Source organism: Ktedonospora formicarum (assembly GCF_016587355.1).
GTDB classification, from domain to species: Bacteria; Chloroflexota; Ktedonobacteria; order Ktedonobacterales; family Ktedonobacteraceae; genus Ktedonobacter; species Ktedonobacter formicarum.
Window position 1 is genome coordinate 196,704 of record NZ_BNJF01000011.1, and the last position, 12,538, is coordinate 209,241.

Annotated in this window: 12 protein-coding genes and 1 pseudogene; 6 read left to right on the forward strand and 7 right to left on the reverse strand. The window is 51.0% G+C overall.

Annotated elements, in window-relative coordinates:
- Window positions 1-49 precede the first annotated feature (49 nt).
- The 4 genes from K3T82_RS46545 to K3T82_RS46565 all read right to left on the reverse strand — a co-directional run bounded on the left by K3T82_RS46545 (window position 50) and on the right by K3T82_RS46565 (window position 3,305).
- Window positions 50-1,042 (reverse strand): IS701 family transposase, encoded by a 993-nt coding sequence (locus K3T82_RS46545; RefSeq protein WP_236031955.1) that lies wholly within the window; start codon window positions 1,040-1,042, stop codon window positions 50-52.
- Window positions 990-1,271 carry a hypothetical protein gene (locus K3T82_RS46550; protein ID WP_220200296.1) on the reverse strand — a complete coding sequence of 94 codons (282 nt, stop codon included), beginning with the start codon at window positions 1,269-1,271 and terminating at the stop codon, window positions 990-992. The genes K3T82_RS46545 and K3T82_RS46550 overlap by 53 nt, the downstream gene beginning before the upstream one ends.
- A gap of 185 nt (window positions 1,272-1,456) precedes the next feature.
- Window positions 1,457-1,891: an SRPBCC family protein gene (locus tag K3T82_RS46560; protein WP_220200265.1), complete on the reverse strand. Its 435-nt coding sequence runs from the start codon at window positions 1,889-1,891 to the stop codon at window positions 1,457-1,459.
- A 451-nt stretch (window positions 1,892-2,342) separates the two neighbouring features.
- Window positions 2,343-3,305 carry a HEAT repeat domain-containing protein gene (locus K3T82_RS46565; protein WP_220200266.1) on the reverse strand — a complete coding sequence of 321 codons (963 nt, stop codon included), beginning with the start codon at window positions 3,303-3,305 and terminating at the stop codon, window positions 2,343-2,345.
- A 128-nt stretch (window positions 3,306-3,433) separates the two neighbouring features.
- Here K3T82_RS46565 and K3T82_RS48835 point away from each other — a divergent pair, with 128 nt between their 5' ends.
- Complete coding sequence (locus tag K3T82_RS48835; protein ID WP_236031956.1) at window positions 3,434-3,658, forward strand: hypothetical protein; 225 nt, start codon at window positions 3,434-3,436, stop codon at window positions 3,656-3,658.
- 665 nt (window positions 3,659-4,323) lie between these two features.
- Window positions 4,324-4,530: pseudogene (locus K3T82_RS49675) on the forward strand (RNA-guided endonuclease InsQ/TnpB family protein); the annotation flags it as partial.
- Window positions 4,531-4,755: 225 nt separating this feature from the next.
- Here the strand turns inward: K3T82_RS49675 and K3T82_RS46575 are convergent.
- Window positions 4,756-5,334, reverse strand: coding sequence for a TetR/AcrR family transcriptional regulator (locus tag K3T82_RS46575; RefSeq protein ID WP_220200268.1), 579 nt, complete (start codon window positions 5,332-5,334; stop codon window positions 4,756-4,758).
- A gap of 300 nt (window positions 5,335-5,634) precedes the next feature.
- Between K3T82_RS46575 and K3T82_RS46580 the strand changes: the two genes are divergently transcribed.
- The 3 genes from K3T82_RS46580 (at window position 5,635) to K3T82_RS46590 (ending at window position 9,044) form a co-directional block, all read left to right on the forward strand.
- The gene (locus K3T82_RS46580) at window positions 5,635-6,471 is read left to right on the forward strand and encodes an LLM class F420-dependent oxidoreductase (protein WP_220200269.1); all 837 of its coding nucleotides are present in this window, start codon (window positions 5,635-5,637) and stop codon (window positions 6,469-6,471) included.
- A 124-nt stretch (window positions 6,472-6,595) separates the two neighbouring features.
- The gene (locus K3T82_RS46585) at window positions 6,596-7,396 is read left to right on the forward strand and encodes an SDR family NAD(P)-dependent oxidoreductase (protein WP_220200270.1); all 801 of its coding nucleotides are present in this window, start codon (window positions 6,596-6,598) and stop codon (window positions 7,394-7,396) included.
- A gap of 175 nt (window positions 7,397-7,571) precedes the next feature.
- The gene (locus tag K3T82_RS46590; protein WP_220200271.1) at window positions 7,572-9,044 is read left to right on the forward strand and encodes an MFS transporter; all 1,473 of its coding nucleotides are present in this window, start codon (window positions 7,572-7,574) and stop codon (window positions 9,042-9,044) included.
- A gap of 368 nt (window positions 9,045-9,412) precedes the next feature.
- Here K3T82_RS46590 and K3T82_RS46595 read toward each other — a convergent pair whose 3' ends face one another.
- A complete protein-coding gene (locus K3T82_RS46595) occupies window positions 9,413-9,682 on the reverse strand; it encodes a nucleoside/nucleotide kinase family protein (protein WP_220200272.1) in 270 nt (89 codons plus the stop codon).
- A gap of 693 nt (window positions 9,683-10,375) precedes the next feature.
- Here K3T82_RS46595 and K3T82_RS46600 point away from each other — a divergent pair.
- Window positions 10,376-10,942: a P-loop nucleotide/nucleoside kinase family protein gene (locus K3T82_RS46600; protein WP_220200273.1), complete on the forward strand. Its 567-nt coding sequence runs from the start codon at window positions 10,376-10,378 to the stop codon at window positions 10,940-10,942.
- Between the two features lie 761 nt (window positions 10,943-11,703).
- On the opposite strand, the gene K3T82_RS46605 is transcribed toward K3T82_RS46600, so the two are convergent.
- Window positions 11,704-12,402, reverse strand: a complete 699-nt coding sequence (locus K3T82_RS46605) for a DUF7779 domain-containing protein (protein ID WP_220200274.1) — start codon at window positions 12,400-12,402, stop codon at window positions 11,704-11,706.
- Window positions 12,403-12,538 lie beyond the last annotated feature (136 nt).

Below are 12,538 nucleotides of genomic sequence, written 5' to 3' on the forward strand. Positions count from 1 at the left end.
TTTAGTCTCCAAGCGGAAGATAGGTACGACTACGTACCTAATAGACCAACTATTGGTGGTTTGTTATCAACTGTAGGCATAGAACTGTTTCGTTTCCATAATCCTCATCCCACGCCCACAGAGACGATTTATATTTACTGTTATGGAAAGACCTTCTATTGTGAATCTTATTCAGCCCCGGGACATACACCACCAACTTGGTTTGAAGGTCCAACACAAAACGGACCTTGGCAAAAACTTCAGGTTCAATATGCCATCGACATCCAAGAGCAGCGACGATCCCGCCAAGGGTCAATCCAACGGGAACAAACACGAAGTAATAGCGCTTCTCCAACGGATCGGTGAGGCTCCGGCGGATGAGCAGAAAGTGGCATCCATCATCTTCCCAGCGATACAGCATGGGCCCCAACGCCCAATCAAAGAGCCGTGGGCCTTGGGGGCCCTCGCTCATCGAAAACTGGTACCACTCTATCTGATTAGGCAGGAACATCTCGACGAGAGCGGCTTCTTCTCGTCTGCGTCCCTGCAGTGTGTGGAAGGCAACCGGTTCATGACAAGGGACAGCCAGCACGTAGTGGAACTCTTGCGCTTCCAGCCAGTTCCGCAGGTCAAAGTTGCCTCCATACACAGTATCTGCGACCACCCACTCAAAGGGGACAGACGCCCGGCGACTCCGTTCGATCATCTGCCGGGCCAGTTCTGGTTTGGTCTGGAAGCGCACAGCTTCGGGAATATGGGCAACTCGTCTCCGCTCAGCATCCTCACACCAATCCAGAGGCAGATACAATTCTCGGTCTATCAAGGCATGTCCCCGGCTCGTGACATAGCTGAGAAACACGCCAACCTGACAGTTCTCAACCTGGCCGGTTGTCCCGCAATACAGCAAACCGACAACTGCCGAATGCGTCCCCTGTTTGGGGAAGGACGTTTCATCAATGACCAATACCGCTCCCTCAGTACCCAGGTGCAAAAGCACATAGGCGCGAAGGTCATCTCGTCCCCCGTCGGTATCCCAGACTGCCTGCGCTAGCAAGCGTTGCATCCCGGTTGGATGGGCTTCTCCGGCATGTTCCGCCAATTGCCAGCCGTTTTTCCCGTGCAGTATCGCTCAAGATTCCTTGCAGATACTTCAAAGCTCGCCGATGGGGCTCTGGGCGAGCAAAGCGAGGAGCCAGGCTGGTATGCAATTGGAACAGCGCTTCCACCCAACGACGGAGATCGGTGGAGGTGGTCTTGGTTCCAGCAAGCGTGATCTGCTGAGAGTGCTTCACGATCTTCTCCTTTCCTGTGGAGTTCCACTGATCAAGTATTCGCATGTACAGCGTGTCACATGGATCAGAGAAGTTCATGAAGCTTTTTTCATGGAAGTTGGCCTCTCAGTGCAAAACTGACGAAAAGATATGACATACCATGAGAGGGAAAACGGAAGTTAGGGGCCTAGGCTCCCAGCAAACTTTCAACCCTGTAGGACGGCACGAAGCGGTTCTAACCATCTGGCAAATGCCTGCATGTAGAACGCCGTCCAGTGATCGTACTCGGAGGGATCGCAGTCGAAGGTGGCCCACCATTCGACGAACGCTCTGCTTCCATCGATGATCGGCGTCACACGCAGGGTCATCTCCATGTTGTGGACAGGTCTGGCGTTGGGATTACAGAACTCGTAGGTAAAAAAGCGCTCCCGGTCTGAGAGGGCAAGCAGTCGCTGCCGGAAATCCAGGCCAGCGCCACGTACATGGCGGATAGCCCCAACCGTATCGCCCGATTTTCCCTCTTCAACAATGGTTTCAACAGGTTCACTGGTCCACCAGAAGTCGTCGCCAAACTCGCGAATGACTCCCCAGACTTGGTCAGCCGTCTGCTCAAAGACTGTGCTAAAGTACGATTTTGCCATCCTTTTCTCCTTATCTTCGCTTTAGAGAGGGATCTCCTTCTTTTAAGTAAGCAAAATGAGTCATTTGCGTTCAATGTAAAAATGACCTTCATCTCTCGAGGAGTATACCCTGCCATGTGATGTGATTACTGGCGGATTTCGGCCATGAGCTTACCATCAAGCCGCATGGCAAGATCCTCTCCCCTAGAAATAGAAGGGGGGGCAGAAGAAGGAAATCGCTCTGTTTCTTGCGCTCAAATGTTGTGGGGGGACATCACGAGAAATGTTCACTGCGAGGCGCTAAAACCTCTTCTTCAAGAAGCCAGCCTGTTAATACAATTTCAGTAAAGAATCTCTAATTATATGGGTATGTGAGGGTGGACTAAAATCCTAGCGAAAATGGTAACTGTTCAGGACCTCTGGCTATTCGCCTCTCAAGCGGGGCAAGATTGATTTTTGTTGGAAGTGTTTGCTACCTCAAACGCTCCACCTGCGCCAGGGCTGCCCTTGCCTGCTGGGCTACGTCGGCATCCGGATCGGACAAGAGGGCACGTAAGAGCTCAACGGCGCGGACATCGCCAAGCGGGCCCAGGGCACCAGCGGCGCTCGCACGAACCTGCCAATGTGCATCGCCCAACAGAGCAAGCAAGGGTTCGACGGCGCGGGCATCGCCAAGCAGGCCCAGGGCAGTGGCGGCGCTCGCACGAACTCCCCCATCTGTATCTCCCAACAGGGCGATCAGGGGATCAACGGCATGAGCATCCTTCAAGCTACCCAAGGCTCTGGCTGCGTTTGCACGAACTTGCCAATGTGCATCGTCCAACAGGGCGAGCAAGGGTTCAACGGCGCGGGCATCGCCAAGCGGGCCCAGGGCACCAGCCGCACGCGTACGAACGAACATCTCTGCATCGCCCAGCACAGCGATCAGGGCAGAGACCGCGCGGGTATCCCCCAGCTGCCCCAGCACGGAGGCGGCGTTCGCACGGACATCCCCGTCCGCATCCCCCAATGCGGCGATCAGAGCAGGGATCGCGCGGCGATCGCCCTGATTGCTCAGCACATTGATGGCCTCCCGGCGGACAAGGACACCTGGGTCAGACAGGGCAGTGAGCAGATGAAGCAGAGATTGACGGTGATCCACGTGCAGCAGAGCGCGGAGCGCGAACAGGCGCACCTGCGCTCTCTGGTGCGGGTCAGTGAGGAGCGCTTGCAAGCCGGGAAGCGCGCGGGCATCGTTCAGGGTTTCCAGCGCTTTGATGGCGGCTTTGCACACCTGGTAATCTGGATCGTTGAGCAAGGTCAGCAACGAATCAAACGCCAGCCCTCGCTCCTTGCGCCGACGCATGATGTTCGTGATCGCTTGCCGGCGCACCTGGCTGCTCGGATCGGATAGGTCGGCCAGCAGGGTCGCCAACGGGACGGGAGAGGTCTTCATGACAGGCTTGATACTCCTTCTCTCTTCAAGCTGTGGCCCTGAGGGCCTGGCTGCCCTCCTTATTTTTTGCCACTCGGTTGGCGCAAACGTTTCGTCCGCTGACCGAAACGGTCGAAAGAGGGAGGCAGATGATTGTTGTGGCTGTCTTTGGCCTGCTGTTCCTTCAGGGTTTTAACCTGTTCACGCAACTGGGCAACGGCCTGGAGCGTTTCCTGAAGGGCTTCGCTCAACGGGCGTTTCTCCTGGTCGAGCCACTTGAGTGGCTCGTCTTTGCCAGCCAACGCTTGGCGCAGGCTCGATTTTCCTGGCGCAGACGTGCGAGTTCTTCATTCCGGTTCATACACTTACTCTAGCAGATCGCCTGCGTTTCAGGCAATCGTCTAGCCATTCTGAATAATTACCAAAATCGCTAGGATCTTAGTCTACCCTCTAAAAGGACTATATATACGCCATCTCATAGGGAATGTAGTCCGTTTCAGCATCATGCTTCTTTGGATAGCAGCTCCTCTGATTATCTTGGAGTCCTTCATGGGGGCAAACGTCAGTAAGTCAATACCAGTAGGTATGGCAATTGCCAATGGCGTCATCCCATACTCCATCAGTTCCAAATGATTAGGAGGCATATCCATAACACGAACTCGAGCCATTTTATACGAAATGACGGCAACAAAGATACCGCCGGAGCCGTCGAGATACCAATGCCAAAGTCCCCTGTCACCGTTGTCCTTGATATTAGGAAATCTATAAATGCAGTCAGTTATCACTCCTCGTTCACAAAGTAAGGGATTTGTGAACGAAGCGATACTATCAAAGACAGTGCATTTCTCATCTGATCGCAGACCTTTCAGAGACAGCACAATTACAATGCGTCACTGAAAGGAGTTACACTGTTGACTACAGGACTGGGGTATGCTTCTGGCATCCTAGCTCCCCTGTAGTCAATGAGTTCACAGGAATAAACAAAAAATGGCGATCGTCTCATCACGACAATTTAAACCTAAAAATTGTTATCAGCGAAGCAAACGCTCGCTTCTATGACAACTGCAAGGCCAAGAAGCCGTGGAAGAAAGGCTATTCTCGCTTTCAGCATGACAATCGCTCGGTCGAGTACAAAACATCAGGGTGGAAGCTTGACTCAGATGGCAAGCACATCACCTTCACCGATGGCTGTGGCATCGGTCGCCTGCGCCTGGTTGGCACCCGTGCGATCGAAATCTTTCCTCTTAAATGGTGCTCGACAGAGATCATAATGCTGCCATCAACATTTTGCAAAAAGCGCTCAGTACCGTCGGGCAGGCGGGAACTGATGCACCGTTGTGTGCATGAAACGCTTCTGGACAGGAGGGCCATTACAGTGTCTCAGCCATGCGACCCTGCAAGCCACCTGGATGAAGGAAGAATCCCGCGTGCTTGAGCAGGGGAAGTGTCAATGCGCAAATTTGCCAGGATCTTACCCATCCCCCACTTGGGCTTCAATCAATGCTCTCGCGGCTTGCACAACAGCCTGAGCCGAAAAGGAAGCGACCCGCATCCGGCCTTGCATCAATGCGCCATTCATCAGCAAAAGAAGCTGATCAGCGAGCAGGTCAGGCTGTTGTGCCCCTGCTTGTGTACCGATCTCACGGAAACGAGTATGCACTCTCTGCTTGAACTGGAGGGCGAGTTGGTGAGAGGGATGTTCGAGTTCAGGGAATTCAACGGCGGCCTGAAGACAGGAACACCCATGAAAATCGGGATCGGCCACGATAGAGGCGAGTGTCTCAAAAATCGCCACCAATTGCGCTCGTGGCGAATCAGGATGCTCACTGATGGCCCGCTCGAACCAGACCCAGAATTGCTGGATTGTCTCCTCGATAAATGCATTGATCAACTCATTTTTTGAGGAGAAATGGCGATACAGCGTCATTTTGGCAATGCCAGCGCGCTCAATAATCGTATCAGTGCCAACCGCACGATACCCTTCACGAGAAAATAGATCGGTAGCGGTCGCAAGGATACGTTGCCGCGCGGAATGGGATACATCCGCCATAACTTTTTCCTCCTTCACTCTCTTGACATGATAGAGACAGGTCTGTATACTTTCCTGTAATGATACAGACCTGTCTCTATCATACTCCCATTGGTACATCTTGGCAAGGGCCTGGCTTCTCAATCTTGGAGATACAAAATTGACGGAATGGTTGTCTGCGCCATTGTGACTTTGATGCTCACGATCAGCTTGTCGACCAGGGAGGAATAAAGGAATTTCTATGGTCAATATGTCCTCACCGAAGCCACCTGCTGTTCAGGTTTGGATGAGTTGACCACACGGAACAAGGAGAAACAGACAATGAAATTTGGACTTCACGGCATCAACTTTGGGCCGTATAGTTCGCCGCAGATCATCAGAGACGTTGCCCAGGCTGCGGAAACGGCTGGCTTTGATTCTCTCTGGACTGGGGAACATATTGTTCTCCCGGAGAAAGGAGGTTTTCTGCCAGCCAGAACCCCACACCTTGATTCAATTGTTGCCCTTACCTACGTGGCAGCAGCCACCAAAACACTCAAGCTCGCCACGGGTGTGATTATCCTGCCACAACATAATCCACTTCTTCTCGCAAAACAGATTGCGAGTCTGGATGTGCTTTCTGGAGGGCGAGTGTTAGCTGGCTTCGGTGTTGGTTGGCTCCGACCAGAATTCCAGGCACTGGGAGTCTCCTTTGAAGACCGTGGTGCCCGCGCTGATGCGTATCTGCAAGCCATGCAGGCCATCTGGAGTCAGGAACGACCAACGTACCATAGTCGATTCTCCTCTTTTGAGGATGTCCAGGCCTATCCTCGTCCACTTCAGCAGCCGTCTCCACCCATTCTCATTGGGGGTTCTTCCCTCCCTGCCCTTTATCGGACGGTGAAGTATGCACACGGGTGGTTTGCATCGGAGACGACACCTGAGAACCTCTCGCACTCTCTCTCCACAATCCGTCAGCTTGAGCAAGAAGGGGTTCGCCCTGAAGCGTTGGGAGCATTAGAGATCAGCATGTATGTCGGTGGCTCAATAACACCTGAGGCCATCGAGCGCTTGGCAGAGAGAGGAGTCCATCGTCTTGTTCTGGCCCTGCCTCTGAAGGCATCGAGAGAGACGTCTCTGCGTTTCATCGAACACGTGAGCAAGACGTTGCTTCCATAAGAGAAGCGCATAGATCTCAGCATGAAAATGTACATCATTTAGCCAGAGTTCCCTAGCTGTCTGGTAGCGCCTTTTTTTGTCGGATAAGGAAGAGATGTATTAAAGAGAAAGGATCGCGCATACGATGGATCTTGGATTGAAGGAGAAAGTCATTCTTGTCACGGGAGCAAGCCGTGGCATCGGCAAAGCAATTGCAGCTGCTTTTGCGGCTGAGGGAAGTTCCGTCATCCTCACTGCTCGAAATCAACAGGATCTGGAGCAAACAGCTCAGGAGATACAAATGCAAGGCGGTCACGCGTTGGCGATTGCAGCGGATGTGACGAATGCGGGCGAGGTGCAACACCTAGTCCAGCAGACGATTGCATACAGAGGGACCATTCATGTGCTGGTCAATAACGTCGGTGGAGCTGATGGCTTTGCCCCCTTCGAGGAATTACCAGATGAAGCATGGATGAATGCCTTTCAACGCAATGTCCTTTCGACGGTGCGCCTGATTCGGGCGGTGTTGCCAGCGATGAAACAGCAGCATTGGGGACGTGTCATCAACATTTCTTCGGAAGCCGGTACGCAGCCCGATCCATTTCTGCCACATTACGGTGCAGCGAAGGCCGCTGTGACCAATGTAACAAAAAGTGTATCGAGAACATATGCCGGGGACGGCATTTTGGCGAATACCGTCTCGCCAGGCTGGACCTGGACGCCACTGGTGGAGCAGCTATTTCTTGCTCAAGCAAGGGAGCGAGGGATCACCCTTGAGGAATTTCAACAGGTATTCTTGCAAGAGAGTCGGCCTCATCTCGCTTTGAGAAGAGCCTGTACACCTGAAGAGGTTGCGTCCGCTGTGGTGTTTCTCGCTTCAGAGGCAGCGTCCTTTATCACCGGGACGAATCTACGTGTCGATGGAGGTTCGATTACCAGCATCTAATCCTTTTTCTCTGCGAAAGGAGATGTGCCAGCAGCAGGTGCTGAAACGCCTTTGCAAGAGAAAGAGCGCATCTTCTGCAGAGAACGCTTCTCTTCATTGCCGCTGGCACATTGCTGGAAAAGAGACCCGCGCATTTGCCTCTACTGTCTTTCTCACGTCTTAGGAGTAGCATCTCATGTCATCCACAGAGTCTTTCTCCCTTTCAACCAAGGAAGCCCAGCAGGGGGCGAGGGATTCCCGCCGACGTTGGGCGAGTCTCATTGTTCTGTGCGCAGCACTCTTTCTGGAGGCCATGAACCTTTCCGGCATCAACGTTCAGCTTCCCGTTATGAGTCAGAGCCTTCACCTCTCGACAGCGACAGCACAGTTCGTGGTGAGCGCCTACCTCGTGACCTATGCAGGGTTCTTATTACTTGGGGGTCGGATAGCTGATCGGTTCGATCGTCGCCTCGTCTTCATTGGTGGTGTCGCTCTGTTTGGATTTGCTTCGCTTGCAGGGGGCCTGGCTCTCGAGCCAACACTCCTCATCGTCGCTCGTGCCCTCCAGGGGATAGGAGCAGCCTTTACAGCTCCTGCTGCACTCTCGATCATCACGACGACCTTCGATCAAGGCCCTGAACGGAACAAAGCCCTGGGAATCTATAGTGGGATGGGCGCGAGTGGATTTGCTCTCGGCGCGGTAGCATCTGGCGTGCTGACGAGTGTCTTGGGCTGGCGATGGGGCTTTTTTGAGTATGTGATCATTGCAGCCCTGGTCATTCTGTTGGCTCCTATTCTGGTGGCAAAAAGCCCCAATTCCGGTGTGACGACCAGGAAACTTGACTTTCCTGGGACGATCGCTATCACCGCTGGTCTGCTGCTTCTGGTCTACACGGTAGGAGAGGCAAATGAAGTAGCGGTGAGCCAAACGCTTGGTGATATGGCTCTAGCGCTCATTTTGCTGGTGATCTTTCTCGTGATTGAAGCATACGTGCGCATGCCCATCCTGCCTTTAGGCATTTTCCGTTCACGGGCCCTCGCTTTCGCCAATCTGGTAGCACTCACCTTTCTGGCAGCGTTCACAAGTCTGCTGTTCATTGCAACACTATATCTTCAGAATATCCTTGGCTATTCTCCCTTCCAGACGGGATTGGTTTTTGTTCCTATGGGCATTGTGGCAATCATTGGCTCCAATCTAGCTCCCCAGCTGATGAATCGTCTGGGAGCCAAATTGACACTCGTTCTCGGTATGCTCTTGCTCGCTGCTGGAATCGCCTTGACTGCGTTGACCTTGACTGAAGGTACCTTTTGGAATATTCTTTTCCCCTCCCTGCTTATCGGGATCGGTTTGAGCCTGGCCTTCCCACCCATGACAAGTGCTGCCGTCGTAGACATTCAAGCCGCTGATCAAGGGCTGGCTTCTGGTCTGATTACCACCAGCCAACAACTCGGAGGAGCTCTTGGACTGGCCCTGGTCACCGCTGTTGATGCCGCCTGTACTCCAAAGATAGCAGCGACACATTCGACGGCAGCGGTCATCAATCAGGCGTTGATCAGTGGCTTCCAACCTGCATTATTGCTTGCCGCTATCATGGCCTTTTTGGGAATGCTTCTTGCCCTCGTTGGTATCAAGGGGCACTTCTCCAGAAAACAACGGCAACGTATCTGAGCGGAGAGGCTTGTCAAGAATAAACGCGCCCTCTCATGACACACTCTCCCCAAGGCACCATAACGAGGAGGAAAAACAAGGAAATACATCACTTGCTTGCTCAATCTTGATGAATAAGGCTGTGCCGAAAAACGGGATTATCGGCACAGTTTTCCTTGCTCTATGCTCTATTTTCGGCGCAGTTTTGGCCTATGAGGCCCGATGTGGACGAGCAAGCTTTTCCTTGCTTCACCAGCACGCGCTCCATGCCTTGTAGAAAGCTGGAAAGGATCTTACCGAACCTCGTCATCGCGCGTCTGACAGAGGTAATTGCTCCCCTTTGGACGCGAACCTCTTTGCCTGGTCCCATGTCTGTAGAAGGTCAAGTATCATGGCTGTGACTGCACCAGTTGAAGCAGAGTCACCAGAACCTCCTCAAGAGGGGCACTGGTATCGATTTCGTATCCGGCGGCGCGGCGCAACAGCGGCTCGACGCTTTCCACCAAACTCAGCACGCGAGCAACCTCTTGGGGCCGCTTGCCGTACTGATTGGTGGTCCTGGTGTGCAATCGTTGCATGATGACCGAAGCCGGAGCGCTCAACAGAATGATGAGGTCGAACTGAGGAAAGAACACAGCCTTTGATGCTGCGGCCCCCACAGGCTTTCTATACTACCCGAACAGGCTTGACAGTTGAGGAACAAATGGCTGTGCCAGCGGATGATGACCCTGCTACTTGGCCTATCGATGGTCAATGGCCAGGAATATGGTATAGACACATCTGTTCTGAGAAAGGGACACTTTCAAGCCTTATATAATTTGAAACAGGAAGATGCTGCTATATTATCAGCACGACGTAATTTCGACTATATATAGTCAAGAAGAAAAAAGTAAACGCTCTTCTGGATCGCGTATATATTTTCAGACACCTCTTTCTGACCGAGTCCTGATGGGTATGTGCTCATCAGGCGCATGACTCAGAATTTTAAGGAAGCGTTAGGCAAAAAGGAACCTCCTAAAGTAGATTGTGTTTAACCACAAACCCAAGTTGAGGTATCCTGGGGATACCAGCGAAACCATACAGGAAGGATCTTCTGAGCTTTAGGCATATTCGACCGCATCTATGGATTCATCTCATAGAAATCTCTGGTGAGCAGGAGATACGCCTATGCCAACGATTAAATGAACAACCTATCCGGATAGTGAATATCAAGAGTACTTCGATTGGTTGAAAAGACGAACTCAGCCGAGTTTCAGATTGATGAAGAACATGGTAATATACTCTCTAGAGAACGTTATCTCTCGCGATGTCAGACTTTAGTATTATGAGGCTGGAATTACTAGATAAGTACTATGAAAACAACCACACCATTATTAGTCATTGTGAGCGGGCCTGCCGCTACCGGCAAAACTTCTTTGGCAAAACATCTCGCAGAAAAGAAATCCATACCAGCTATATGTAAGGATGATATTAAAGAGTCTTTATTTGATAGCCTGGGATATGAAACGCCAGATTGGGTAGAGCAACTTGAGATAGCAACATATGATTTATTGTTTTATATAACTCTTACCATGCTTAAGGCGTCAACATCACTCATCATTGAGAGCGATGTAACGCCGTATTTTAACGAGGAAAGAATACATAAAATTAGAGAACAATGTGATTTCCGAATTGTACAAATTGCTTGCAGAACTGAGGGTGAAACGCTGGTGAAACGATTTCATGAGCGTATGAATAGTGGAACTCAGCATCCTGGCCATTTTGAGACGTACTATCTGGAAAAGTTTGAGGAGTTTAGAGAGTCACTCCAGAAAGGATATTCCAATACTCTAGATGTCGATAGTGATGTCATCGTTGTCGATACTACGGATTTTGCAAAAATTGATTACGACCAACTGTTAGGCAAAATAATCATATAATAATTGTGCTTATGCCAGGCTCCCTGTTCCGTCGATAATCACGCGTCGAGGAGCCATGTTGCAGGAAAGGCAGAAGGTCCAGCCCTATCAAGAACAACTGTTGAAAGCCCACTATTCACTCCTGATCGCTAAGGCACTTGCACAATGTCGCTCGCAACACATGCAGCGTCTCATAGGTTGCCTATATGGAATGCTGGCAACTGCCATAGAGGATTGTGCCAATGCTACTTGTTTGGGTGTAAAGCTGTATGGATTATCGCCGAGTCAATCTCTCGCTCTTGCGCTCTTCAGTCTGGAATTGGAACGTTGTCAGTAACTGGTGACTTTTGGCTCTCCAGCAAAGTTAGTGTGACCGGTTGCTTGAACCCGGAGGGCCAATTGTAATCCATTATTAACAACGTTCCCTGATAGCTTAGGTGCTCAAACTCGGTTAGAGCACCTAAGGCATGAAACACCAGCTTGCTAGCGGATGTCGTCGTATCAATATTCTCCTGTAAACTTTCATTGCCGACATTGCGGGCATTGAGCTCGTTAATAAGCTGCTTGAGAATAGGGCCAAGCTGATTAAGCCGCCATCGCAGGAGAGCTTGCTCTAATTCTTAATTGCCCGCATTATGTACAATCCCACCGTTTCTGTCGTGTATCGTAAGATTTCCCTCAATCCCATAGCCTTCAGCGCTCGAAAAGCCATTAATGCTGCTTTAATTATTTTTCTTCTTTTCAGTAGTACGTAGGCATATACACCTAGAGACCTTCCTGTATCAAGAGGCGCTTGTCCAGATACTTGTTTCTTGAGCATGAGGTAGTAAAGGTTCACAGCGAAACCAAGTAGTGGTCTCTACCTCAGGAAAACTATTATTGACGGCCTGTACAGCTCGTTTTGCCCAGCGTCGTTGCTGGCTCTCATTCATACCTTCCTTAAGCACAGCTTGAACTAGCCGATGGATAGTCAGCATGTCATTTCGCCGATGTATCAAAGAATAGGCATCCAGTATCGCGATTGCGTCATTTAGAAGCAAAAGGTCTTTTGCAACTGGTGCAAGGTTTGAACCTAGATAAATTGCTCCCTGAGTGATGATCTCTTCGGGAATCGCATCGGGAGAAAGATATGCACATAACCGTAACAGATCCGCCGCTCCAGAACTTCTCTGTTCAACAACCTCAAAAGAAAGGGACCAAGTCTTCGCAACCGATTCTGGATGGTCACTACCAAGACTACCAGGTGACTCTAAGAGGGCAAATCGATGTGTTGAATAGATATGGAGATATTGTGAAAGGCTGCACTGTGTTCGCTCAATGTATGCTCCAGCTTGGTCGAGTGCTAATGGCAACCCTCCCAATTCCTTCGTAATCTCACGACATATCTTTATATCTGATGGTAAGGCTGTTTCTAATAAAGCATCTATGGGTATTAAACCAACTCGGTGCAGCAAGAAGAGCGTCCCGATATCAATGTCCATTGTATCTACTTGGATACGCCGGGCTATCGGGCCTACTTCCCGAGTACGTGTAGTTATGAGGATATGGCCGCCAGGTGTAGGAGGAAGGAACTTGCTTATAATGGTTAAGTTATTGGCGTTGTCAAGAATCAATAAC

Bases quoted from the DNA above. Each gene is read 5' to 3' on its own strand.
- K3T82_RS48835 (WP_236031956.1), top strand. From the start codon at position 3,434: ATGATTGTTGTGGCTGTCTTTGGCCTGCTGTTCCTTCAGGGTTTTAAC.
- K3T82_RS46600 (WP_220200273.1), top strand. From the start codon at position 10,376: ATGAAAACAACCACACCATTATTAGTCATTGTGAGCGGGCCTGCCGCT.
- K3T82_RS46590 (WP_220200271.1), top strand. From the start codon at position 7,572: ATGTCATCCACAGAGTCTTTCTCCCTTTCAACCAAGGAAGCCCAGCAG.
- K3T82_RS46560 (WP_220200265.1), bottom strand. From the start codon at position 1,891: ATGGCAAAATCGTACTTTAGCACAGTCTTTGAGCAGACGGCTGACCAA.
- K3T82_RS46580 (WP_220200269.1), top strand. From the start codon at position 5,635: ATGAAATTTGGACTTCACGGCATCAACTTTGGGCCGTATAGTTCGCCG.
- K3T82_RS46605 (WP_220200274.1), bottom strand. From the start codon at position 12,402: ATGGACATTGATATCGGGACGCTCTTCTTGCTGCACCGAGTTGGTTTA.
- K3T82_RS46575 (WP_220200268.1), bottom strand. From the start codon at position 5,334: ATGGCGGATGTATCCCATTCCGCGCGGCAACGTATCCTTGCGACCGCT.
- K3T82_RS46545 (WP_236031955.1), bottom strand. From the start codon at position 1,042: ATGCAACGCTTGCTAGCGCAGGCAGTCTGGGATACCGACGGGGGACGA.
- K3T82_RS46585 (WP_220200270.1), top strand. From the start codon at position 6,596: ATGGATCTTGGATTGAAGGAGAAAGTCATTCTTGTCACGGGAGCAAGC.
- K3T82_RS46565 (WP_220200266.1), bottom strand. From the start codon at position 3,305: ATGAAGACCTCTCCCGTCCCGTTGGCGACCCTGCTGGCCGACCTATCC.